We start from the raw sequence: 22,939 nt of genomic DNA on the forward strand, positions 1-22,939 counted from the left end.
GTCGCACGTTGCCGCGTCTGTTGTACCTGGTGTTAAGACACTCAGCTACTAAGCGGGCTGTCAGAAGGAGCGCAAAAGGCTATGTGGGCAGCAGAGCCATCGTCGACTGGCGCCAACGAACCCTGATGAGTGTATCGCTCTGGCGGAGCGTCGCATCCATCTTTTCAATGGGTGAGGTCCAGGAGCACGTAGTCGCAGCTCGCTTGCCACGGAGACTTGGAATCGCTACGACGTGCGGTATCTACACGTTCGCCGGCGATTGGCGGACCGTGATGTTTGGCACCGTCACTGAAGCCCACTCACCCTTGGAACTAATCAGGAATGAATAGTCACGGAATCCCGACGTGGTTGTTAGGAGGACAGCACGATGACATCACCAACTGATAGAGGGAACGTAATCGTCCGCAACGAGTCAGATGGCACTACAACTGTCATGCTCTGCGCGGGCTTCCGCGCCGGTAAGCCAGTCGACGTTTTTGCAATCCACTCCCACGTGGCATCTGTGGAGATCCAAGACGGCATAAGCCTCCGACGGCTTCCTGGAGGTGGAGCTGACAGCTACACGGACGACATCGTGCAGGTTTACCGCGACGACGATGGCACCGTGCGTGTGCAGTCGCCCGGCGCTGGGCTGTTTCCTGGATAGGACGGAGGTCTTTCGAGGTTCTCGTTTGAGGTATCAATACTGGCTGGCACTCCTGGCTGCTCCACTGCTGGTTTGCTGCTCTGGCAATCCAAGCTCGACGCTGACTCCCTCGAAGGTGATGATGAATGACAGTTGTGGGGCGACACCGATATACAAGGGAGGAATGCCTGACTGGATTCGCCACCAGCTTGGGTCATCTGCTTCGAATGACTCGGTCATCTATGTCGTTGCCTCACCCTCGGACGCGGCAGGCATCCTGTTTGGCTATCCGCTACGTGCTGGCCATCCCACGAACCCCAATAACAAAATCCTTTGGTTGGTGAACGGCTTGCCGACCGGCCCTGCCCTCGAGATCAGTGGCAATGCAGCCGACTCGTCGGTCGCAAATGTTCGACAGGAAGTGCCATTTATCGCAAGTGGACAGGGCCCCTCAATAGTTGACCTTCCAGCAGCCGGTTGCTGGCACCTACAGCTATCTTGGTCCGGTCACACAGCTGCGGTCGACGTTCCATACCACTGAGGCCATCGAAACGGCCGCGTTCCCGGTCCGCCTTCCAGACTGATTTCCGAGGTGGTAGGTGAACTGGACGAGCGCATTGCGACCCGGGCCTTGAACCCCGGTCTCCCAGTCCACCTTCAACCTCGCTCCCCTCGAACTCGGTTGGCGCGGACGATGGAGCTCGCCGGGTTCGAAAAGTCCGGCGCCAGAAGCGCTGGTGGCCCGTGTCGATGCGATGCGACGCGCCCTGGATAGGACGGAACGGCGAGAGCGGCCAAGGGCCTGATCCGATGAGCCATCGCGCTGAGGTTCGAACAAGCAAGCGTGTGGTGCTCCAGTACCAAGCCTTCAAAAAACGGTCGCCAAGCCTCGCGCGGAACGGCGACCACTCGCAACGAACCCTCCGGCAAAGCCTCGGCTTCGAGATGCTCGAAGATGCCTGCGACGAGGCGCTCCCGCTGGCTTGAGTCAGCCTTCTCCCATGCCGTCGTGAAATCGAGCAGCTGGGATTCGCACCACACAACGTCGACCGAGCCTGCGTCAGTCGCGTTCTCAAGCTGACGCTTCTGCTCGTTGAGCTCCTCACGCCGCTTGCAGAACGTCTCCCAGTCGTACTCCCCGTACTCGAAGAGCCTCCTGGCGCGATCAAGCTGGGCAGCCAGACGCTCGACCGCCGCGGCCGTGCTCTTACGGGATGCAGTTGGCCGGCCGCCAGCGCGAAGGCGATTCCGCAGTGCGGCATGCATCTCGCCGCTAGGCACCAGCTGCGACAGCTCGTGATGGATCGCATCCTCGAGCAGCTCGCTTTTGAACATGCGTGCATCGCACCGCGGACCAGAGGGATGGACTGCGGAACGGTTCCGTCGCGCGACGTGGCAGCCGTAGTAGCGCTGAATCCGTCCTTTGCGGCTGTCGGCCTCACCGTGCATAGGACCGCCGCAGCGGGCGCACAGCAGGATCGGGGTCAGCGGATAGGTGTGTTTGGTCCAGGCCTTGCTGGTGCGCCTTACGTTGCGCTTCTTGACGTCCTGGCAGGCTCGCCAGGTCTCCTCGTCGACCAGCGCGGGATGGAGACCCTGCACGAGCTCGCCTTCGACGAGGACCTTGCCGGCGTAGGAGGGGTTGCCGATGAGGTCTTTGAGCACGTCGCCGGTGAAGATGATCGCCCTCGATCGGTTGTGATTCGTCTTATCTGCGCCGCGGTAAGGCTTGATGCCAGACCGATTCAGATGCTCGGCCAGGGAGCGCAGGCTGAAGCGGCCGGTGGCATAGAGCCGGAAGATCTCCTTGATCGCCGGTGCCGCATCGGGATCCTCCATGATCCGTCCATCGACGCGGCGGTAGCCCTGCGGGATCGTGCCCAGTAGCTGCCCATTGCGTCGTAGGTAGCGGAGGTTGTCGCGGACGCGCCTCGACACCTTCTCGCGCTCCTCCTGGGCGACGATGGCCTTGATCTTCCAGGAGAGCCGATCGACGTTGCTGATCAGGCCATTGGTGTCGAAGACCAGGATGCGGCGCTCGGTCATCTCGGCCATGAAGCGGAAGAACTCGACGTCGTTGCGATGGAGGCGATCGGCGTCGAAGAAGGCAATAGCGCCAACCTGCCCGGCCGGCAGTGTCCGAGTGCGCTCCATGAGTGCGAGGTAGCCAGGACGTCTCGAGGTTTCCTTGCCGGAACGGTCGGCATCCTCGAAATGCTCGAAGGCGAGACCCTCCAGCTCTGGTCGTCGCAGGACCGCGTCCAGTTGCTGGCTAAGCGAGGGACCGCGCGGACGTCCGTCGGCATCGAAGTCGCTGACAGACTGGCGGGTGTATACGAGCACGACCGGTGCTGAGCGATGCGCGTTAGCGGCGCTACGCAACCGCTCCAGTGCAGCGGCTTCGGTCTCGCGTGTCCACTCGTCCTGCCGGTTCATGCATTCACCTTCAAACTCGAGTGACAGTCATGCGATGGCCAAGCCGCACGGTGCTGAAGTGGCGCATGTCGACCGTGATCAGCTCTTCCACGCGATTTCGTTCCGCGGCTGCCAGCAAGAGAGCGTCGACGTAGGAGAGACGGAGCTGGCTGTAGCGCTCCAGGATTCCGGCCGCGCGCTGATGGTCGGCCTCGTCTGTGCGAAGCAGCTCGATCCCGCTCTCGCGAGCCCAGCGCAGAACGACCAGGGCGGGTTCGGCTGAGCGGGCAGGCGCGTAGCGCATGCGAAACAGCGTGTAGGCCTCACCGATCACCTCCCAAATCGTGCACAGCTTCCTCCCTCTCCGACCGCTGGCCTTGATCGCTGCAACTGACGCCGCGTGGTGCTCGTCGTCCTCAGAAAGGAGTCCGACCACCGGCCCGGTATCCAGAATCACCGCCCGCACGTCTCAGCGGTAGACCACCTCGTCGACTTCCTCTGAGAGCGTGGGGGGTGCCCCCTTGATCACGCCCGCGAAGGCGAGGACGTGGTCGACCTGGGTTGCGGTCTCGGGCAGGGCTTCGACGGCCTCGACGATCAAAGCGCTCTGTGAGATCCCCTTCTGGCGCGCCAGTCGTCGGATCCTCTTGTCCGTCTCTGACGGCACAATGATCTGCTTGCGAACCAACATGAGCTGCATTGTACATCGATCAGTGTGTAGCGGTCACGCAGCCGGAATGTCTTCGAATGATTCTTTTTTGGCGGGATCATTTGGAATCATTCGCGCGACTGAATTGCCTTCGACGGGCCGTCTTCGGCGCTGCTCGAGCATGATCTCCGCGACTACAGCGATCACCTGAACGATCTCGGGCGCCAGGTCGGCCGGCGTCGATGGCGCCTTCGTTCGGGGCCGTGCGCTCGAAGGGGTCAAGCGCTTGACTCTCAGCCTCCTCAAGCGACCTGACCTCCACCCGGTCTTCGCTCCCACCAGAATGGCTTGCCGATGCAGTCAGCAGTCGAGCGATCGGTGTCATCCATCGGCGGCAGTTGCCTGAAGGCGATCCGCTGACCGACTCTGGTGAATCCGATCGGCGGCGGTTTCTCGGCGCGGTTCTCGACCTTGAGCCAGATCGTGCCCAGCGGTCCCGACCGGCGCAGGCGATCTGAAGTCGTGGTCCAGAAGCTGCAGCACGTGTCGAGGCTGTAGGTCGGCCGGCCTCGCCAGGTCTCGTACTGGAGGCTGTCTTCGCGCCCGTCGTTGGGGACGACGAACAGGACGTGGTGCCGTTCTGCGTCACGGTAGTGCTTGAAGTAGGCGACGTAGGAGGCGATCTTCTGGCGCATCCGCTGCAGCGACTCGGTGGCCCGATCCCACTCCAGGTCGAAGAAGATCCGCCCTCCGTTGGCGCGGTAGATCCCGCGCCCGTCCGGCGTGGGTATCCGCTGCTTGATCTCGCGCGTCCGCTCCCTGCGCTCCTCTCGGACCTGCTCCTCACCAGCCCATACCTGGAGTCCATGGCGGCTTTATCGAGGCTGGCCTGGAAGGCCTCGAAGAAGGAGAAGGCCGCGGCCGGCGCGCAATTTATGGCCGGGAGGATGTGGAGCGCGTGCTGAGCACGACCATGTCCAAGCCGCCGGATGGAACCACACATTGGAGTACGCGGACCTTGGCCGAACGCGTTGGTCTCAGCCGCAGCACAGTGCAGCGGATCTGGAAGGAGTACCGTCTGCAACCCCACCGCTCTCGCAGCTTCAAATTCAGCAAGGATCCTGAACTCGTCGAGAAGGTCACCGATGTGGTCGGGCTATATCTCCAGCCACCCAGGAATGCAATCGTGCTCAGCGTCGACGAGAAGAGCCAGATTCAAGCTCTGGATCGGACTCAGCCCTTGCTGCCACTGCGGCCTGGGCAGCCCGAGCGACGCACCCATGATTACAAGCGGCACGGCACAACAACCCTGTTCGCATCACTCGACGTCGCCACCGGGGAGGTGCACGGCAACTTCTCGCCTCGCCATGGCGTCAGCGACTTCTTGGACTTCTTGAAGTTGCTCAACCGCACCTATCCGCGCCACGAATTGCACCTGATCGTTGACAACTACCACCCCCACAAGAACGTGCTCGTCAAGCAGTGGCTCAGCCGACACCGGCGCTTCCACATGCACTTCACCCCGACCGGCTCGAGCTGGCCCAACCAGGTTGAGGGTTGGTTCTCGCTTCTCAGCCGGCGTGCCATTCGTCGCGGCGTCTTCCAGAGCGTTGGTCAGCTCATTGAAGCGATTCAGCGCTTCATCGCCACCTGGAACAACCAGCGCCATCCCTTCATCTGGGTCAAGACCGCAGATGAGATCCTCGCCAAAGCCAACCCGAAAGCTACTTTCGGGTCGGTGCACTAGGAGCGTTCTTTCTTGAGAGGGCGCGTCCTCGGCGCGCCAGACCTAGCCAGTCGACCTTGAAACTGGACTCGGTAGGTCCGGAGTTCCCGACGCCCGTGGCGAATCCACGGCGACTCCAAAGCGACTCCGGGCGCACTTTCCGCTATGGACGAAGCAATCTCTGGCGCGTCCCAACGACCCGGCAAGCGGGGTGCCGTTCAACAAAAGCCTCTACGTCCGCAGCTTTGCCCTAGTGCCTTGACACATTAGTTAACGGCAGGTAGAGTGCTGGCTCGTCAGCTGGGTTCCATGTGTTGCGAGGGGACAAATAATGGTTGCACAGGCTGCCGACGATCGACTGGAGCAGGCCGGCACGAAGGCTCGATTCACGCCGCGAGAGGCAGAAATATTGCTTCTCCTGTCTCAGGGCTTGGCTGACAAGCAGATCGCGTCGATCCTGTCCATCTCGCTCAGCACGCTCCGGACACACATCCACCGTCTATTCACCAAGACTGGCTGTTTCAGCCGGGCTGGACTCGTCGCCGCTTGGCTGGCCGTCCAACCGAAACGGTTCTGAATTGTGGCAGCGCAGCTTGCGCGCACCGGGGCGCTGTCGTCATTTCTGCTGACTGTACGCGGCTCAGGTGCACTGCCAAAGTCGAGGCACTTCCTGGCGGGCTCAATAGGGACGTGACCAGACGTTTCGGATAGAAACAAGATGGAGGCAAAAGGGCCATGCATTGTCCTCGGCTACGGTCTTTACTCCTTGCTGCCGTAACCGTATTTGGCTTCTCGATGTTAGGGGATGTGTCAGTCTATGCCTACAGCGGCAACGGGGCGGCGTCTTGGGCCGATGGGCACTGGAACGCAGATGCCCCTGGATGGCCAACATTCAGCGACGATTGCACGAACTACGTCTCGCAGGCGTTGTACCTCGGAGGCGGGTATCCCCAGACAGCGAATAACGGGTCACCGACAGACGACTCTTACTGGTACATGAACCTTGGTAGTCAAACATGGACGTATAGCTGGACGGTCGCATTTGACCAGGAGAGGTTCCAGGCGATTCACTACCCCGGCGGCTACTACTGGGGGACTTACTCCGGTACCTACGGCGGCAATGACACTATTTACGCGGGCGACGAGCTCTTTTATGACTGGAATAGCGACGGCAGAGTCGATCACATGTCGATTCAGGTTTCGTATGGCACCGACCCGAACAGCGGATGGTACGGCGATCTAGTGGACCAGCACACAACGAATCGCTACCACGCCTACTGGACACTACAGCCTTACAACGCCAATTCATCGACGACCAGCATCGACGAATATCACATCTCTTCAAGCAACTGAGGGCGCGAGAAATGGCATCGAGACCCTACTTCATCCCAATCCGCGTTCGCGGTATGTATCGACTGATCTTGATGGCAATTGCCGCCCTAATCGCGGCAGCTGCGATCTTCTCGTCAGTCGCGCTTCGAGCTAACGCTACGACTGATGAGGTTGCCATTCAGCAGGTCATTCGCGGAGCTTTGACTGCGACGCACACTCTGGAAGTTCCGCCACCGGCGTACCAGGGCGGAATAATGCCCGACGCGATCAACCAGCAGATGATCGACCGCGTTCCTGTGGTTCTCAGTCAGTACTACACCGGCTCACCGTTGGCCAGAAACGTCAATGTGATCCAGGCAAATATTCGCGCTGACAAGCCTGGAAAAGTCCGCTACCTTGCCGGCGGCGTCGAGAATCTGGTGTTCACGTCTATATCGGTCAACGGGTCAACTGCACTTGTAAGCGTCTCTTTGACCGCGTGGACGAGGGTTGCCCAAGACCAAAATGGCACGTTAGTTCAAGCTAATCCGCATAACGACGTTGACTACACCTTCACACTTACCAAGGCCAGCGGGCGCTGGCTAATCGACAGCGAGGCATGGAGCTTTAGACCAGGCAGCGCTCCGTAAGTCGCCGTTGGAAAGACGAGCCGCCTCAGTCAATAGGCGGCTCGTCTACTGGGTCCGATTGGAATGAAGCGAAATTCTGAACTGGTCATTTATCTGCCGTCGATCGCCTTTCTATCGCTATGTAGTCGAATCGGAATCGGGCTTGCTGTGGGGGCAGTGGGCGGCCAGCCTATTGCAACCCTTCTCGGCACTGAGGCTTATCTGACTATAGCGGGCCACCTTCCTTCGCAGATGGCCTTGTCTCGCGCAGTAGCCGTGCCGTTGCTCGCTGTGATTGCCGCACCGGGTTTGATTCTTGCTGTCGTGATCGGAATCTCACGGCGGAGCGCTGCCGGCATTGGACTGAGCCTCGGCCTCACAGGGGCGTCGGTCTCCGCAGCTTGGATACACATCATTTCTGCGGGCCTCGGACGGTAGGCACCAGGCGCTCAGTGGCGGACGGGTTTGTTGAGGCTGACCAGAAGTCCTGTCCTGATTGGCAGCCCTAGGCATCCCTAAACAATCCTGTAGATGAACTGGACCGAGCGCTTGGCACTTGGGGCCTCGCGCCCCGTCTCCCGCTCCAGCTGACTCTCGCCTACGCCCCGCGAGTTCGCAGGATCAGTCGCTCGGCGTCGACACGGCAACGCTGTGCGAGAAGCGGTAAGCCGCGAGACTCGAGTCGACCGTCCAAAGCCTCTCGACCCGGCGATCGTCATCGGCACTCAGGAGGACGATCGCGTCCACCCATGAGAAGGACTGGTCGATATATCTCGCTAACAGAGCCACGGAGCGCCGAAGAGATTCATCTGGCATGCCTCGGACTTCAAAGATCTTGCTGCCTGCCTCGAGGAGACCGAAGACAGTGAGGGCGGGCCGGGCGTCGCCGCGGCCGCTGATGCGTCGGTCGTATCGCAGTTTGGTGAAGGCTTCGCCTGCGACCACTTCAGGTACAACTAACGGAGTCCTTAATCTTCGTTGAGCCTCTATTGCGTTCATCGCCCAGCGATGGTGGCGATCACCACGATTCAGCGCTGCGATCAGAAGCCCGCTGTCCGCGACAGAGCTCAGCGGCGATACACCGTCTCGTCGATGGTTTCGGACAGGTCTGGAGGACCGTGGAGAACTCCAGCGAAAGCCAACATACGGTCAACCTGACCCGCTTCAGCGTCCAGGCCCTTCTCTACAAGGTGGACGATGAGCCCACTCTGCGTAGTGCCTCGTTTGAGCGCGGTCTTACGGATGCGTTCGTCGAGTGAACGGGGAAGCGTGATGTTCTTCCTCACGTGCGTTGCCATTAACCAACTATACACACCAGGATCATCGGCGTACACACTATTGTCCTAACTAATTGACGCGGTAGACGAACTCGACGCCCTGATGGTACTCGGGGCGTTGGACCCCGTCTCCCGCTCCAGCTTGTGCACTCGATTTCAAACGCAGATGCTGGCTCAAACGCGTCCCGGCGCTAAGGGGGCCTTGCTATTTCATGCCGCTTTCCCGACCTCGGACTTCGGCGGCCCTTGGCCGCAGGCCGTTCCGCTGCAGATCCACATGATGGAGGCCGACGAGTGGGTGCAGGAAGGAGACCTCGACGCTGCCCGCGAGCTCAACCGAACGATTGATGGCGCGGAGCTGTTCCTGTACCCAGGCGATCGCCACCTCTTCGCTGACAACAGCCTCCCCGACTACGACGAAAGAGCCGCGGCACTGCTCATGCAACGGGTGCGCGCCTTCTTGAAGGACGTTGGGTAGCAGGATCGAAACGGCCAGTCAAGCCAGGCGGTAGATGAATTCGACCGACTGATTGGTACTCGGGGCAGCGGACCCGTCTCCCGCTCCACCTTTTTCCCTTTGCTGTTCTCACCGGGCGCGCGCCGAGACGCCGGCTGGCGTCGGGCATGAGGCGATGCACGAATCAGCGCGTTACGTGCAGGCTGCGCCCAGACGCCAGCTGACCTTGGCTCCCATCGGAGGCGATAAGTGAATTGGACGGATGGCTTGGTAGTCGGGGCCCCGCCTCCCGCCTCCCGCTCCACCGCCATAATCCGCCTGCTGTGGCCCGTAACGGCAAGACGCACAGACGGTCAGGACGCCTCAATCTCGTTCCTGCGTTCGTCCTCATCGGCTTGGTGTTCATCGCCATCGGAGCCACACCGCTGGTCACTGGACTGCCCGGCCAGCTGGAAAGCTCAGCCAGGCGATACCACTCATCTCCGACCTGCGGGCCCTACAGCCATGACGCGGCCGTTTCCGCATCGACCCGTTGTCGCTTTCAGGATTCAGGCACAGTCACGCAACAGTTCACCTCGGCCTGTGGCGGGCGTTACACATCAACCTGCTACAACGTGGTCGTGACCACCTCGTCCGGTCTGAGTTCCACGACAGACAGCCGGGCTCTCTACGACGAAGTGGCAGTGGGTTCGACCTATCCGGTCGAGATCTGGCAATCAAGGATTACGTGCATCTTTGTCCAGCCCGGTGCTTGTGCCCAGACGGGGGACAATCCAGATCTGGTCGCCAGCAACAACAGTGCCGTCCGGATGCTTCTGATCGTCGGCATCGGGCTGCTGTTTGGCTTCCCGCCTCTGGCGTACGAATTTACCGAGCGACTGCGGCGTGGACGTAAGAAGCGCCCCTAGCAAACAAAGATCGCTCTGGTTGGCGGGGGGAGCCACGTGACCGATGTCCTGGAGTCGAATCGTGACTGTCCTGGTACGGTGACCGTCGCCCCGGCGCGGCTCCCGTGGCGGCGGATCTGGCTGTGGTCGCTGGCTGCGTTCACCGTCACGCGGGCCGGCTTCTTGCTGCTGACCGTCGTCGCGGGGGCGGTCCATGGGAGCCACGTCCCCGGCTCCTTGCTCGAACTGTGGGACCAGTGGGACACCCATTGGTACCAGCTGATCTCCCGGCAAGCCTACTTCTCGCCCAAGGCCACGGTGTTCTTTCCGCTCTATCCGGCTCTGCTCGGAGCCCTGGCGGGGGCCCTCGGTCACGCGGGCGGCCCGGTGTGGCCGGCACCCGACCCGGTCCGGCTTGGGGCTGCCATGCTGGTCGCCAACCTGGGAGGCCTGGCCGCGATCGCCGGCGTGGTCGCGCTCGGCGCCGCCGAAGAGGACGAGGCGCTCGGTCGCCGCGCGGCGCGCCTGTTCCTCGCCTACCCCTTCGCCTTCTATCTCGCGGCGGCCTACACCGAGGGACCGTTCATCGCCTTCGCGGTCTGGTCTCTGCTCCTCGCTCGGCGGGGCAGATGGGCGCCGGCGGCCGGGCTCGCCTTCCTGGCCGCACTGACCCGGGTCACCGCGGTGATCCTGGTCTTGCCTCTGATCTGGGATTTGGGCCGCCAGCGGGGCTGGTGGCAAAGGCAGACCGCGCTGGCCCGGCTTGGCGAGATCAGCCGGCTGCTGGCGATGGCCGCTGCCGTCCCGGCCGCGATCGGCCTGTACATGGCCTACCTGGCGACCCGTTTCCACGACCCGTTGCTGTTCGTTCGCGAACAGTCGATCGGCTGGCACAGGCAGGCAGCCTTGATCTTCTCCGTACCGTTCCAAGCCGCCGCGCGGATCGTGCGCCTGCCGCTTGCCAGCGAGGGGCGCTGGGTCCAGACCGCTGAGCTGCTCGCCGTTCTTCTGGTCGCCGTGCTGCTGGTCAGCGCCGCTCGCCGGCAACCGCTCGCCTTCACCCTCTACACCGCCGGGCTGCTCTATCTCGCCCTCGCCGCGCCGATCGTGTCAGGCTCTTACTACCTGCAGAGCGCGGGGCGCTTCATGTGCGCGGCGGTGCCCGCGTTTCTTGCCCTCGGCCGCCTCCTCCAGCGCCACCGTGTTCTCGAGACCGTGGTCCTGGGGGCGGGGTTTGGTCTTCAGGCCGTCTTCCTGGCGGCCTTTCTCGCCGGTCAGGCAATCGAGTGATGCGTCAGCGCCCTGCGGTAGGCCCGTAAGAGGACGGAATCCGCAGCGGCAGCGCGAGCCAGCCCATGAGGGCGGCGCCGACGACGCCGGGCAGGAAGGCGAGGACGGCCTTGCCGCTGGCGTCCCACATGAAGCCGGCGATCACAGGCACGACGAAGGCGGTCGAGTACTGGATCGTGAACACGGCCGCGCTCATGCGGTGGACGTCTCCGGGCGGAGCCAACTTGGGCGGCAGGGTGAGGGCGACGATGAAGGCCAGCGCCGAGGCAAAGCCGAGGATCAGGGCGCACACGATGACCCCACTGCCCGGCACGACCGCCATCCCCACCTGGCCGACCGCCATCAGGGCGGCCGAGCCGATGAAGCCGACGCGGCCGGTCAGCAGGCGCTCGCGCAGGATGACGGCCGGCGCGGTCAGCAGCTGGGCGCCGTTGAGCGCCGCCAGCGTGGGGGAGATGAGCTGATGCCTACCTGTCTGGTCGAGGAAATCGGGGATGTAGGCGTTGGTGCCGAAGTAGACGGCGGAGGCCATGCCCATCACCAAGCCGATCCGGATCGTCTGCCCTTCGCGCCAGTTCGGCCACCAGGGAGTGGGGACCGCGGGCTTGGGGCCGCGCGCCGGAACCGCGACCGTGATGGCCACCGCGGTGATGACGACGAAGATCCCCCACAGCGCCAGCGCCCAGCGCCAGTCGCCGTGCGCGAGGGGCAGCACGCCGAACGGCGTGGTCAGCGCCGTCGGTATGGTTTCGCCGATCAGGATGCCGTTGCTGTACAGGGCGGTGGCGATCGCGATTCGGCGCGGGAACCAATCGCGGACGAGCGAAGGAAAGGCGGGCTGGGTCACCGCGATGCCGGCGCCCATCAGGAACGTGGCGCCGAACAGGACCTGTGTGCTCGGGCCGAACCCGCGCACGGCGCCGAAGACGGCGACGCAACCCAGCCCCACCGCGAGGGCGCCACGCACGCCGACCCTGGCGATGAGCAGGGCCCCGGGCACAGCCGCGACGGCGAACAGGAGCACCGGCAACGAAACGAGCGCCCCGACCGACTTCTCGTCGAGGTGAAGGTCGTGGTGGATCAGCGGGATGACGGGTGGCACCGCCAGCAGCGTGAGACGAAGATCAATCCCCCCCAACCAGAGCAGGAACAGGCGTGCCCAGTCCGCGCGGGTGAGCTTCACGCAGACGCCATGGTCATCAACTGCGCATACTGAGGCCTGTGCCAGGCCTCCTGATCGTCACCGCGGCCGGTCCTGAGAACCCGACTCGCGCCACCGTGCCGTTTCACATCGCGGTCAACGGCGCCAAACCGAACGGCACCGAGTGTGCGGTCGTGCTGGCGGGCGATGCCGCCGAGCTCCTGAAGCCGGACGTCATCGCCAACGTGCTTGGCGTGGGCGTGCCGCCGCTCCGCGACCTGTTGGACAAATGCCTGGATGCGGACATCCATTTCTACGTTTGAAAAGGCTGTGCTGAGGCCCGTGGGGTCTTACCTTCGATGCTCACCCCGAACTGCTCGTTCATCGCACCGCCGGACCTGGTTCGACTGACGATGGAGGCCGATCGCGTCCTCAGCTTCTAGTCGCGCCGATGGCGGCGAGCGCGCTGGGGTTTTCGAGCGAGGACAAATCGCCAGGGTCGGATCCGGTGTAGACCGAGCGCACCACCCGCCGCAGGATCTTGGCGTTGCGCGTGCGGGGCAGGTCGGTGACGAAGTGAACGGCCTTCGGGCGCAGCGGCTTACCTAGAGAGGTTGCGACCAGGTCCTGGAGCTCGCCTGACAGCTGGACGCTGGCCTGGCGGCCCGGGCGCAGGATGACGAAGCAGACGAGCGCCTCGCCCTTCAGCTCGTCCGGCACGCCGATGGCGGCCGACTCCGCGACGGCGGGGTGCCCGACGAGCACCGACTCGACCTCGGCCGGTCCGAGCCTCTTGCCCGCGACCTTGATCGTGTCGTCGGAGCGGCCTAGCACGTACCACAGGCCGTCGTCGGGATCGGCGTACGCCCAGTCGCCGTGGACCCACACGCCGTCGAAGCGGCTCCAGTACGTGTCGAGGTAGCGCTGCCGGTCGCCCCAGAAGCCGCGGGTCATGCCCGGCCATGGATTTCGAATCGCGAGCTCACCGACCTCGCCTCGCACCGAGCGGCCCTCGGTGTCGATCACGTCGGCCGCGATGCCGGGGAGCGGGCCCGCGAACGAGCACGGCCGCAGGTGGGTGATCACGTTGCCGCAGAGGATGCCGCCTGAGATCTCCGTGCCCCCGCTGTAGTTGATGATCGGGATCCGGCCACCGCCGATCTGCTCGAAGAACCACTGGAACGGCTCGGGGTTCCAGGGCTCTCCCGTGCCCCCGAGGATGCGCAGGCTGGACAGGTCGTGGCGCTCCGGCACCTCGTTGCCGTGGGTCATCAGGCTGCGCACGAGCGTGGGAGAGACCCCGAGCACTGTGACCTTGTGGTCGGCGACCATGCGCCACAGGCGGTCCGCCGCCGGATAGTCCGGCGTGCCCTCGTACAGCACCATCGTCGCGCCGAGGACCAGCGACCCGAAAATGAGCCAGGGGCCCATCATCCAGCCGATGTCGGTGTACCAGAAGATCGTGTCGCCGGTGCCGACGTCGAAACCGTGCGCCATGTCCTGCGCGCTCTTGACCGGGAAGCCGCCGTGGACGTGCAGCGTGCCCTTCGGCTTGCCCGTCGTCCCGGAGGTGTAGATGATCATCAACGGGTCTTCGGGGTCGAGCTCGTGGGTGGGCGAGTGGTCGGGTTCGTCCTCGAGCAGGACCTCCCACACCTGGTCACGACCGTGCGTCCAGGGGATCTCGCGCACCACCCGGCGGTGGACGATCACCTTGGTCACGGTCGGGCAGGACACCAGCGCCTTGTCGGCGGTCTCTTTCATCGGCACCACCTGTCCGCGGCGGTAGAAGCCGTCGGCGCAAATGAGCACCTTGGCCTCGCCGTCGCGGAGCCGCGTCGCGATCGCTTCCGCACCGTAGCCCGAGAACAGCGGGATGATGACCGCGCCGATCTTCGCCGTCGCCAGCACGGAGACGGCGACCTCGGGGCACATCGGCATGAAGATGCCGACGCGGTCGCCCGGCCGGACGCCCAGCCGGCGCAGCGCGCCCGCGAGGCGGCAGACCTCCTTGTCGAGCTCGCCGTAGGTGAGCTTGCGCACCTCGCCCGGCTCGCCTTCCCAGATCACGGCGAGCTTGTCCTGGAGCTCGCGGTCGCGATGGCGGTCGAGGCAGCTCTGCACGATGTTCATGCGCGCGCCGATCCACCACCGGGCCCAGGGCTTGCCCAGCGAAAGGTCGACGACTTTGTCGTAGCGGCGGTAGAAGGCGACGTCGATGTCTTTGATCGCGGCGTCCCAGAACCATTCGATGTCGCCGTCCGCGCGCTGCAAGAGCTCGGCGAACGTATCGATGCCGTGGCGGTTCATGAAGCGCTTGAGCCGGCTCTTCTCGATCACCTCGGCGCTCGGTTCCCAGATCACGTCCCCGATCACGACCGGCTGCATCGCCCCTGGATTCTAAACGCGCCCCTACACTGCGGTTCGATGCGGGAGCTGCCCGACGACTTCGCCGTGACGCTGGCTCGAGTCCTCGAACCGGGTGAGCGCGAGACCGCCGCCAACGTCATCGAGGCCGCGACCATGCTCGACGACGACGGCTTGCGCATGTTCCTCGAGATGTTCGCCCGCAGAGTGCGAGCCTCGGCTGCGCCGGTTAGGCACGAGGAGCTGCGGAAGTTCCTGCATTCGGCCGCGCGCGGGGAACGCGAAGCCGCTCCCTGATCCGCTGCGCCTCCTGGTGCAGCTCCCAGTAGTTGGACCAGGCGGTGTGCGCGACCGCCACCGCGACGGGTGCCTTGAAGCGCTCGCGCGCGGCGCGAATCGCGTGCTGCTGCGCGTAGCACCAGCGGTCCCAGGCCCGCTCCACCGTGCAGTCGACCAGCTCGAGCCACTCATCGTCAGAGACGCTGCCGCCGGGCGGCGGGAGCGTGAGCACCTTCCAACGCCTGCCCTCACCGACGATCGTGACGACGGGTTGACCGCCCGGCCGGCCCGCGTGGCGATTCGGCCGCGGGTGGTTGGGGTTGGCCGCCATCAACCGCTGCTGCACGGCAAAGACGAGGTCGTGCGCCGCATGAAGCGTCGCGGGCGGCAGCGGGGGGTTGCGCCGGCCGAGCCTCAGCTGCAGCGCGCGAATCGCCTCGCGCAATCGTGGCGGCGCCTCGCTTCGGTCTTCGAGACGCAGGGTCTCCACGTCGTCGAGAAGGCCGTCGGATTCGGCAAGGAGCGATCGGCGTCGCGTCTCGGTCGCCCGCTCCGACTCGACCGGCATGGTCACCGCGGCCATGCCCAGCACCATAGCCGCTGCAGGTGGTTTGTCAAGTGGGGGTTTACACGTCCGAGGCGATGGAGCCCCTCGCATCTCCAAGGGGAGGGCATTCGTTAACAGGCTGGGTTGTTCGCCCATTCGGGCAGTCATAAGGTCGAGCCGTGATGAGGCGGTGGTTGGTCGCTCTTGCGGCTCTGACGATCGGTGGAGGGGTCAGCGCGGCGTTGCTGGTCCTCGCCAATCCCGCGCGCGACATGACTGACGTCTACGTGGCGGCGCGCGACGTGCCGGCGGGAGCGGTGCTGGGCGCCGGGGTGATCGCGCTCGAACGGATCCACGTCACCGGCGGCCGTGCGCTGCTGTTCACGCGCGGTGACGAGTCGAAGCTGGTCGGCCTGCAGACCACTCACGACCTCCTGACGGGCCAGCTCATCCAGCGCAGCGACGTTGGGGAGGCGGGTGTGATCGCCGACCGCCGGCTGGTGTTCGTGCCGGTCAAGGAGGCGCCGCCGGCGACGCCCGGTTCGAAGGTCGACCTGCTGGTCGTCGGCGGGGCGCCCGACCACCCGTCGGTCACTCCCTTCGCACTCGCTGTCGAGGTGAGGGCTACTGTCGCCGGAGGCTTGGTGGTCGTCGTCGCGTCCAGACAGGCCGCCGCCTTCGTGTATGCGGCAAGCAACATGCATCTCGCCGCGGTGATCGCCGAACCTGGCGCGGCGGATGGCTCTGAGGAATCGGTCTCCACCCCGGAGCAGGCGATGGCGGTGGCCGGTCAGCGGTGACCTGGACGTGAGCGGCGCCACCATGTCCGCAGTCGAGGCGGACGTCCGCGCCCGGGTCGAGGCGGAGCTCGCGGCCGAGCTGGCGCGCCGCGACCGCACGCGCCTGCGCGTCGAAGACCAGCTGTGGATCTACGAGCTGGTGGGGCGCCTGGTTAGCGAGGAGGAGCAGCGCCGGCCCGCACCTCTCGACTGCGCCGAGGCGGAGCAGCTGTGGCGGCGGATCTTTGCATCGGTGACCCCGCTCGGTCCGCTGGCCGAACACCTCGCCGACCCGGAGGTCGAGGAGGTGCGCATCAACGGCACCGACGCGTGCTTCGTCTTCCGAGCCGGGCGGCGTCAGGCGGTTCCACCGCCGTTCGGCGACGAGGCCGCGCTGGTCGAGCTGGTCCACTGGTACACCGACGGCACGCCCAGCGCGCGCCTCGATCGCGCCAGCCCGACGGTGACCATGACGCTGCCCGAAGGCAGCCGGCTCCACGCCGCCCTTTCGCCGCCCGCGCGGCCCATGAGCGTGACCATCCGCCGCCACCCGGCCACGCGTTTTGCGGACCTGGCGGCGCTCGCGGCCTCCGGCTTCCTGCCCCAGGCGCTCATCCCGTTTCTCGAATCCGCCGTGGCGGGCCGCTTGAACATGCTGGTGTCCGGCGGCGCCGGCGCGGGCAAGACGACCTTCATGCGCGTTCTGGCGCGGCTGATTCCGGCCGATGAGCGGGTCGTGACGATCGAAGACCAGGCCGAGCTGCACCTGTGGCGCGAGCTTCCCGACTGCATCGCCCTGGAGGGGAGGCCGCCCAATACGGAGGGACGTGGCGCGATCACCATCCAGATGCTCGTCCACGAAGCCCTCCGCATGTCCCCCGACCGGATCGTCATCGGCGAGGTGCGCGGCGGCGAGGCCCTCGACCTGCTGGATGCGATGAACACTGGACATCCGGGGTCGGTGTGCACGCTGCACGCCGACAGCCCGCGCGAGACGCTGCCGAGGCTGGTGCGGCTCGCGTTGCGCAACCCGCAGGCGCCGCGGGCCGAGGCGGTGCTGGTCGAGGTCGTGCATACGGTCGACCTCGTCCTCTATGCGGGCATCGTCAGGCGGAGCGGAGCGGATGGCGAGGGCCGGGAGCGCAGGCTGCTGTCGTTGGGCTGCGTGGCCGGCATCGACGAAGGGCGGCCGATGGTCCAGGAGCTCGTCACCCTCGGCGGCGACGGCCGCTGGCATCGGGTCGGGTCGCCCGGGGCGATGCCGGACCGGGTGCGGGCGAAGCTGGCGCAGGTGTGCGATCCGTCGCAGCTGCTCGACGGATTCGATGCTTGAGGGCGCCGCCGCGATCAGCGCGGGCCTTGGCGTCCTCGCGGCGATGCTGGCGGTCGCGGCGCCGGTCCCGGATCAGCCGATTCCGAGCCGGCTGGTGCGATGGGCTCGCAGATGGGGGATCGCCGAAAGCGCGCTGGCGTCCGAAGCGGCGTGGCCGTGGCTCGACGGCCCGCGCCTCGTCCTCATGGAGCTGATGGCGGCATCGGCGGGCGCTCTCTGCGCCGCGCAGCTCACCGGTCTTTTCGTGCTCGCGGTGCCTGGGGGGGTGGGGGCGGCGTCTATGGTTCGAGCTGCGGTCACGGCGCGAGCCCGTGAGCGGCAGGTCCTGCGCCAGGACGCGGTCCTCGAGGCGGTGAGGATGTTGCGGCAGCTGCTCGAAACCGGCGCGACCAGCGTCCACCAGGCGATCGCGGTGCTCGCGGAACGAGGGCCGGTGGCCCTGCGCGCGGAGTTCGGGCTCATCGCCGCGAAGTCGGTCGGACGGCGGCAGGCGTGGCGCGAGGCCCGAGACCGCATCGCCGAGCCGCTGTTCGACATGCTCGCGGCGGCGGTGCTCATCCAGCGCCCCGGCGGGGGCGAGCTCGTGCCTTTGTTCTCGGACCTCGAATCGTCGGTCACAGCGGCGCAGGAGGTCGAGCGCGAAGCCCGGGCGCTGCAGGCGCAGGCCCGCTCCGCCTCGAGCATCATCGTCGCGCTGCCGATAGCGTTCCTGCTCGTTCTGTCGACGTTCCATTCGCCTTACCTGAACGCCTTCCACGAGCCCGCGGGACAGGCGTTTCTGCTGGCGATGCTCGGGATTATGGCCGCCAGCTACCTGTGGATGAGGCGGTTGCTGCGGTTACCCGGCCTGCAGCGGGTGCGGCTCAGCGATGCCTGACCAGTTCGCGGCGGTGGCCGCGATCGCGGCGGGCGCCTTCTGCGGCACCGCGGTGCTCGCGATCGGATCTCAGGGATGGCTTCCGGAGGCCTCCGGCTGGTGGCTGCGAAAGCGCGCCGCCCTCCACGGGCCGCTCCACGTCGCGCATGCGCGCCGGTCGCTGTCGGACAGCATCGAGCGTGCGGGCTGGCGGGAGACGCCGGAGCGCGTGGTCGCGTTCAGCGTCGCGCTCGGCGGCGCTCTTGCCGTCCTGGGCGCGGCGTCCGCATCCTCGATGCCTGCCGGCAGCGCGGTCGTCCTCGCCCTGCTCGGCCTCGTCGGCGGGTGCGGAACGTGCGCCCTGGCCCTCAACTCCGCGATCCAACGGCGTCGCCGGCGGCTCTCAGGCGAGCTCGTTCCCCTCTTGGAGCTGTTCACCCTCGAGCTGAGCAGCGGTGGCAGCGCCCTGTCGGCGCTGGGATCCGTGGCGGTCCAGGTCGAGGGCGAGCTGGCCGCGGATCTGCGCCGCCTGCTCATCGCGTCCCAGGTCGCCGGTTCGGCTTCGTTCGAGTCGCGGCTGCTCGAGTATGCGGACCACGTCGACCTTCCCGCCCTCGGCAGCCTGGCGACCATCATGGCCGCCAGTCGCGAGTACGGCACCGGCGCGAGCCAGGGCGTGCGCGCGCTCGCAACCGACCTGCGCCGAGCCCAGCGACGGGAGCTCATCGCCCACAGCCGGCACGCCCTGAACAGCGTCCTGCTGCCGGCGGCGGTCGGCGTTCTGCTGCCGTTTCTCGGCGTCCTCATGTTCCCCGCGGTCTCCGTGCTGCAGAGGAGCCTGCATTGACCCGGTCGCCGGGCTGGATGCGCGGTGCCGCCGTCATGGAGTTCGCGCTCGCCTGGCCGGTCACCCTCCTGCTGGTGCTGGGATGCGTCGAGCTGGCGGTGTGGGAAGCGGAGGCTTTCGCTGCTCGCTCGGCCGCGCTCGCCGGAGCGCGTGCAGCCACGGTGGCCGGCGCCGGGCCGGGCGCCGCCGCGGCCGCCGCGCTGTATGCGCTGGCGCCGAGCCTGGTCGGCGCCGCGGCCGTCATCTGGTGCCCGGGCCAGCCGGCCGCGCCCGCCGGCGTTTGGGTATGCGCCACCGACCTGGGTTCGGCGGTGCAGGTGGAGGTCGGCGGCTCCGTGCCCGCCCTGGTCCCGCTGGTGCCGGGAGGAGGCCTGCCCCTGCATGCCTACGCCGTGCTGCAGAAGGAGACGTTCGCGAGGTGACCGGTCGCCGCGGCCAGTCGCTCATCGAGCTGGCCCTCTGTGCGCCAATCCTCATGCTGCTCGCGCTGGGTGCCGCCGCCACCGTGCGGGTGGCAGACGCGCGGGCCGGGCTCGAAGCGGCGACGCAGGCCGCGGCTGCCGCCGCCGCACGGGCACCAGATCCTTCGAGCGCGAAGATCGCGGCGGGCCAGCGCTTCTCCTCGATGACCGCCGCGTATCCGCTGCACGGGGCGACGCTGCGCCTCTCGCTCGCCGGCTTCAATCGCGCCCACGCGGTCGTCGCGACCTCGAGCGGGTACGTGGACATCGCGTGGGCCGCGTTGGTATTCCTGCCCAGCCGGGTCACGCTCGAGTCGACGTCGGCGGTCCAGATCGAGTCGTGGCGCAGCCACCGGGGCTTGCCGTGAGCCGGCGAGACGCCGGCCAGGTGCTGGCGTTCTTCGCCCTGGTGCTGCCAATCGTCCTGCTGCCGGTCGCCGCCTATGCCGTCGACGCCTCGATGGTGAGCATGCGTGCGGCGGGTCTCCAGGCGGCCACCGCCCAGGCGGCGGAGACCGCCGCCGAGCAGCTGAGCCCCGCCGCGCTGCGGGCTCGGGGAGAGCTGGCACTCGACGCCGCCCGCGCCGGCGTCGCGGCCGTCGCGACGGTGGCGGCGGAGGAACCCGGAGCCACGGTCGAATCGGTTGCCATCGATCGCGTCCAGGTCACGGTGCTGACGGCCGAGCTGGTCCCGGTGCCGTTCAACTTGTTCGGCGGCCCCGTCAGGCTCTATGCGCGCGCCACCGCCCGGTTGGTGGCCGGCTACGACAGCCCGAGCAGCCGCGTGCCGTTGCCGATCAGCACCTTCTGAAGCACGGCCTCAGGTATGTCGAGGGTCGCGAGCTCGTCCAGGCACCGCTTCGGCTGGATGAACGGATAGTCGCTGCCGAAAACGAACTGGTCCTGCAGCCGGCCCTTCAGGTCGCGCATGACCTCGGTCGGGACGTAGCGCGGGGCCCAGCCGGAGATGTCGATGTGGATGTTGGTCTTGTGGAGCGCCATCGCGAGCAGCTCCAGGTGCCAGGGAAAGCCGAAGTGGGCGGCGACGATGTTCAGGCTCGGGAACGAGGCCGCGACCGCGTCCAGCCGGATGGGGCGTGCGTAGTCGAGCCGGATCCCCTGCCCGCCTGGCTGGCCGGCGCCGATGCCGCTGGTCCCGGTGTGGAACAGGAGCGCGAGCCCAAGCTCCTCGCAGCGTTCGTACAGCGGCCAATGCTGTTCATCGTCGGGGGCGAATGCCTGCAATGAAGGGTGGAGCTTGACGCCCTTGAGTCCCAGCTCGCTGATCCGCTCGAGCTCTTCGACAGCTCGGTCGCCCTTCAGCGGATCGACGCTGCCAAAGCCGACGAACGCCTGCGGATGGTCGCGGCACGCCTGCGCGACCAGCTCGTTCGGCACCCGAGGCCGGCCCGTCGCCGTTTCCGCGTCCCAGGCCAGGAGCACCGCGAGGACGTCCAGCTCCTGGTAGTCCCGGGCGAGCTCCTCGAGGGAGCGGCGCACGACCTTGGAGCGGAAGTAGGCCTCTGCCGCCTCCACGTATCCCTTCATCGAGGCGTCGAGCCATTCCGGGGTGGGCAGGTGGACGTGAAAGTCGATGGCTCTCATGGCAGGGCGGATGATTATCGTGATGGAAGCCACCCTGCTTGTGCTCGCGGGCGGCGGCAGCCGCCGCATGGGTCGTGCCAAAGCCTGGCTCGAGGTGGGGGACGGCAACCTGCTGGGCTACGTGGTGGAACGGCTCGCCCCGGCGTTCTCAGAGGTGGTGGTTGCTTTCGCCGAACCCGAGCAGATCGAGCAGCACGTCCCGTATCGGGTGCTCTTCGACCGCAAGCCGTCAGCGGGTCCGCTGGCGGGCCTCGAAGTCGGACTGGCCGGCGCTCGGCACGACGTGATGTTCGCTCTGGCGTGCGACATGCCGTACGTCGCGCGCGCGACTGCCGAGATGGCCGTCGCCGCCGCCCGCGGGTGCGACGCGGCCATTCCTCGCGCCCGCGGCCGCCCCGAGCCGGTCTGTGGTGCGTACAACCGCTCGGCGCTGCCGGCGATCACCGCCGCGCTGAACGCCGGCAGGTTCAAGACCGCGGATCTCGCCGATCACCTCGAGGTGACGTGGCTCGAGGACCTGGACCCGGAGCAGTTCCGGAGTCTGAACAGCCCGCAGGACTACCGCCGTTTCATCGATGCGATTTGACGGCATGCCCGGCGCTCGCCGGCGCCCGGAGGGTTTCGCTCGGTTCATGGCGGAATCCCATGGCAGCGATAATTCCTGAGATGCGCCCTGTGACTGAACTGGAGGCTCATGCGTGAAGATCGTCGTCACCGTCAAGCAAGTGCCCGATCCCAATTCCAGCCTCGGGCTGGAGGCCGACTACTCGCTGGCCCGTGAGAAAGAGGTCGTTCTCGACCCAGGCGACGAGTGCGGCATCGAAGAGGGCCTGCGGCTCAAAGAGGCCCACGGCGGCGAGGTCGTGCTGGTCTCCATGGGCCCCGAACGGGCCAGGGATGCGATTCGCAAGGGCCTGTCGATGGGCGCGGACCGGGGAATTCTGATCTCCGACGCCCAGCTGGCCGGGGCTGACGCGCTGCTGACCGCGCAAGCGCTCGCGGCAGCGATCCAAGCCGAGGCGCCTGATTTGGTGATCTGCGGCACCGAGTCATTCGACGGGAGCACGGGAATGGTGCCGCCGATGCTCGCCGAGCTGCTCGGCCTGCCACAGCTGACGTTCGCCAAGAAAATCGAGCTGGACGGCTCGGCGGTCAAGGTCCATCGTCAGACCGCGGACGGATACCAGGTGGTCGAGGCCCCGACTCCCGCTCTGGTCACGGTCACGGCGGGCATCGCCGAACCCCGCTACGCGTCCCTCAAAGGGATCATGGCGGCGCGGTCGAAGGAGATCAGGCAGGTCGGTTTCGGCGACCTCGGCATCGAGCGTGGGGAGGCGGTGGAAACGATCGAGGGCGTGGCCGACGCCGAGGCGCGCAAGGCCGGCGCCGTCATCGAGTTCGATGGCACGGCGGTGGACCGCATCCTGCAGGTCCTCGCCGAGGCGAAGGTGGTCTAGA

General features: G+C 66.1%; 30 protein-coding genes. 18 read left to right on the forward strand and 12 right to left on the reverse strand.

Annotated features, from left to right (window positions below; translation table 11 throughout):
• Positions 1–679: 679 nt before the first annotated feature.
• The 6 genes from EPN29_10125 to EPN29_10150 all read right to left on the reverse strand — a co-directional run bounded on the left by EPN29_10125 (position 680) and on the right by EPN29_10150 (position 4,492).
• A complete protein-coding gene (locus EPN29_10125) occupies positions 680–865 on the reverse strand; it encodes a hypothetical protein (protein TAN32071.1) in 186 nt (61 codons plus the stop codon).
• 417 nt (positions 866–1,282) lie between these two features.
• On the reverse strand, positions 1,283–3,061 hold the full coding sequence (locus tag EPN29_10130) for a recombinase family protein (protein ID TAN32072.1): 1,779 nt from the start codon (positions 3,059–3,061) through the stop codon (positions 1,283–1,285).
• Positions 3,062–3,071: 10 nt separating this feature from the next.
• On the reverse strand, positions 3,072–3,506 hold the full coding sequence (locus EPN29_10135) for a PIN domain-containing protein (protein ID TAN32073.1): 435 nt from the start codon (positions 3,504–3,506) through the stop codon (positions 3,072–3,074).
• 3 nt (positions 3,507–3,509) lie between these two features.
• A complete protein-coding gene (locus EPN29_10140) occupies positions 3,510–3,740 on the reverse strand; it encodes a ribbon-helix-helix protein, CopG family (GenBank protein ID TAN32074.1) in 231 nt (76 codons plus the stop codon).
• Positions 3,741–3,764: 24 nt separating this feature from the next.
• A complete protein-coding gene (locus EPN29_10145) occupies positions 3,765–3,971 on the reverse strand; it encodes a hypothetical protein (protein ID TAN32075.1) in 207 nt (68 codons plus the stop codon).
• Positions 3,972–3,991: 20 nt separating this feature from the next.
• Positions 3,992–4,492, reverse strand: coding sequence for a hypothetical protein (locus tag EPN29_10150; protein TAN32076.1), 501 nt, complete (start codon positions 4,490–4,492; stop codon positions 3,992–3,994).
• A gap of 50 nt (positions 4,493–4,542) precedes the next feature.
• Between EPN29_10150 and EPN29_10155 the strand changes: the two genes are divergently transcribed.
• The 4 genes from EPN29_10155 to EPN29_10170 all read left to right on the forward strand — a co-directional run bounded on the left by EPN29_10155 (position 4,543) and on the right by EPN29_10170 (position 7,376).
• Positions 4,543–5,436, forward strand: a complete 894-nt coding sequence (locus EPN29_10155) for an IS630 family transposase (GenBank protein TAN32077.1) — start codon at positions 4,543–4,545, stop codon at positions 5,434–5,436.
• Between the two features lie 310 nt (positions 5,437–5,746).
• On the forward strand, positions 5,747–5,992 hold the full coding sequence (locus EPN29_10160) for a LuxR family transcriptional regulator (GenBank protein TAN32078.1): 246 nt from the start codon (positions 5,747–5,749) through the stop codon (positions 5,990–5,992).
• Between the two features lie 158 nt (positions 5,993–6,150).
• On the forward strand, positions 6,151–6,768 hold the full coding sequence (locus EPN29_10165; protein ID TAN32079.1) for a hypothetical protein: 618 nt from the start codon (positions 6,151–6,153) through the stop codon (positions 6,766–6,768).
• A gap of 53 nt (positions 6,769–6,821) precedes the next feature.
• Positions 6,822–7,376, forward strand: coding sequence for a hypothetical protein (locus tag EPN29_10170; GenBank protein TAN32080.1), 555 nt, complete (start codon positions 6,822–6,824; stop codon positions 7,374–7,376).
• 600 nt (positions 7,377–7,976) lie between these two features.
• Here the strand turns inward: EPN29_10170 and EPN29_10175 are convergent.
• Positions 7,977–8,426 carry a PIN domain-containing protein gene (locus tag EPN29_10175; protein TAN32081.1) on the reverse strand — a complete coding sequence of 150 codons (450 nt, stop codon included), beginning with the start codon at positions 8,424–8,426 and terminating at the stop codon, positions 7,977–7,979.
• Complete coding sequence (locus EPN29_10180; GenBank protein ID TAN32082.1) at positions 8,423–8,653, reverse strand: hypothetical protein; 231 nt, start codon at positions 8,651–8,653, stop codon at positions 8,423–8,425. Before EPN29_10180 ends, EPN29_10175 begins: the two co-directional genes overlap by 4 nt.
• An 82-nt stretch (positions 8,654–8,735) precedes the next feature.
• Here EPN29_10180 and EPN29_10185 point away from each other — a divergent pair, with 82 nt between their 5' ends.
• The 3 genes from EPN29_10185 (at position 8,736) to EPN29_10195 (ending at position 11,266) form a co-directional block, all read left to right on the forward strand.
• The gene (locus EPN29_10185; protein ID TAN32083.1) at positions 8,736–9,110 is read left to right on the forward strand and encodes a hypothetical protein; all 375 of its coding nucleotides are present in this window, start codon (positions 8,736–8,738) and stop codon (positions 9,108–9,110) included.
• 302 nt (positions 9,111–9,412) lie between these two features.
• Complete coding sequence (locus EPN29_10190; GenBank protein TAN32084.1) at positions 9,413–9,997, forward strand: hypothetical protein; 585 nt, start codon at positions 9,413–9,415, stop codon at positions 9,995–9,997.
• Between the two features lie 78 nt (positions 9,998–10,075).
• Complete coding sequence (locus tag EPN29_10195) at positions 10,076–11,266, forward strand: hypothetical protein (protein ID TAN32085.1); 1,191 nt, start codon at positions 10,076–10,078, stop codon at positions 11,264–11,266.
• A gap of 4 nt (positions 11,267–11,270) precedes the next feature.
• Here the strand turns inward: EPN29_10195 and EPN29_10200 are convergent, their stop codons facing one another.
• Complete coding sequence (locus EPN29_10200; protein ID TAN32086.1) at positions 11,271–12,494, reverse strand: MFS transporter; 1,224 nt, start codon at positions 12,492–12,494, stop codon at positions 11,271–11,273.
• Here EPN29_10200 and EPN29_10205 point away from each other — a divergent pair.
• The gene (locus EPN29_10205) at positions 12,488–12,730 is read left to right on the forward strand and encodes a hypothetical protein (GenBank protein TAN32087.1); all 243 of its coding nucleotides are present in this window, start codon (positions 12,488–12,490) and stop codon (positions 12,728–12,730) included. The two genes, EPN29_10200 and EPN29_10205, sit on opposite strands and share 7 nt — an antisense overlap.
• Before the next feature lie 109 nt (positions 12,731–12,839).
• Here EPN29_10205 and EPN29_10210 read toward each other — a convergent pair whose 3' ends face one another.
• Positions 12,840–14,795 (reverse strand): AMP-dependent synthetase, encoded by a 1,956-nt coding sequence (locus tag EPN29_10210; GenBank protein TAN32088.1) that lies wholly within the window; start codon positions 14,793–14,795, stop codon positions 12,840–12,842.
• A 39-nt stretch (positions 14,796–14,834) separates the two neighbouring features.
• On the opposite strand from EPN29_10210, the gene EPN29_10215 reads away from it, so the two are divergent.
• Positions 14,835–15,071, forward strand: a complete 237-nt coding sequence (locus EPN29_10215) for a hypothetical protein (protein ID TAN32089.1) — start codon at positions 14,835–14,837, stop codon at positions 15,069–15,071.
• Here the strand turns inward: EPN29_10215 and EPN29_10220 are convergent.
• Positions 15,004–15,636 carry a hypothetical protein gene (locus EPN29_10220; protein ID TAN32090.1) on the reverse strand — a complete coding sequence of 211 codons (633 nt, stop codon included), beginning with the start codon at positions 15,634–15,636 and terminating at the stop codon, positions 15,004–15,006. The two genes, EPN29_10215 and EPN29_10220, sit on opposite strands and share 68 nt — an antisense overlap.
• Positions 15,637–15,782: 146 nt before the next feature.
• Between EPN29_10220 and EPN29_10225 the strand changes: the two genes are divergently transcribed.
• From EPN29_10225 to EPN29_10255, 7 genes are read left to right on the forward strand one after another with little or no spacing between them, the layout of a single operon-like run.
• Positions 15,783–16,400, forward strand: a complete 618-nt coding sequence (locus EPN29_10225) for a hypothetical protein (protein ID TAN32091.1) — start codon at positions 15,783–15,785, stop codon at positions 16,398–16,400.
• Entirely contained in the window at positions 16,339–17,712 is a 1,374-nt protein-coding gene (locus EPN29_10230) for a CpaF family protein (GenBank protein ID TAN32092.1), read from the forward strand. The genes EPN29_10225 and EPN29_10230 overlap by 62 nt, the downstream gene beginning before the upstream one ends.
• Positions 17,705–18,589, forward strand: a complete 885-nt coding sequence (locus tag EPN29_10235) for a hypothetical protein (GenBank protein TAN32093.1) — start codon at positions 17,705–17,707, stop codon at positions 18,587–18,589. Before EPN29_10230 ends, EPN29_10235 begins: the two co-directional genes overlap by 8 nt.
• On the forward strand, positions 18,582–19,415 hold the full coding sequence (locus EPN29_10240) for a hypothetical protein (protein TAN32094.1): 834 nt from the start codon (positions 18,582–18,584) through the stop codon (positions 19,413–19,415). Before EPN29_10235 ends, EPN29_10240 begins: the two co-directional genes overlap by 8 nt.
• Complete coding sequence (locus EPN29_10245; protein TAN32095.1) at positions 19,412–19,837, forward strand: hypothetical protein; 426 nt, start codon at positions 19,412–19,414, stop codon at positions 19,835–19,837. The genes EPN29_10240 and EPN29_10245 overlap by 4 nt, the downstream gene beginning before the upstream one ends.
• Positions 19,834–20,244 (forward strand): hypothetical protein, encoded by a 411-nt coding sequence (locus EPN29_10250; GenBank protein TAN32096.1) that lies wholly within the window; start codon positions 19,834–19,836, stop codon positions 20,242–20,244. Before EPN29_10245 ends, EPN29_10250 begins: the two co-directional genes overlap by 4 nt.
• Positions 20,217–20,687, forward strand: coding sequence for a hypothetical protein (locus EPN29_10255; protein TAN32097.1), 471 nt, complete (start codon positions 20,217–20,219; stop codon positions 20,685–20,687). Before EPN29_10250 ends, EPN29_10255 begins: the two co-directional genes overlap by 28 nt.
• Here EPN29_10255 and EPN29_10260 read toward each other — a convergent pair.
• Entirely contained in the window at positions 20,639–21,550 is a 912-nt protein-coding gene (locus EPN29_10260; protein TAN32098.1) for an amidohydrolase, read from the reverse strand. The genes EPN29_10255 and EPN29_10260 overlap by 49 nt on opposite strands.
• Here EPN29_10260 and EPN29_10265 point away from each other — a divergent pair.
• Positions 21,471–22,067: a molybdenum cofactor guanylyltransferase gene (locus tag EPN29_10265; protein ID TAN32099.1), complete on the forward strand. Its 597-nt coding sequence runs from the start codon at positions 21,471–21,473 to the stop codon at positions 22,065–22,067. The genes EPN29_10260 and EPN29_10265 overlap by 80 nt on opposite strands.
• Before the next feature lie 112 nt (positions 22,068–22,179).
• Positions 22,180–22,938, forward strand: coding sequence for an electron transfer flavoprotein beta subunit/FixA family protein (locus EPN29_10270; protein ID TAN32100.1), 759 nt, complete (start codon positions 22,180–22,182; stop codon positions 22,936–22,938).
• Position 22,939: the final 1 nt, after the last annotated feature.

The organism is bacterium, assembly GCA_004299235.1.
Classification (GTDB): domain Bacteria; phylum Chloroflexota; class Dormibacteria; order Dormibacterales; family Dormibacteraceae; genus SCQL01.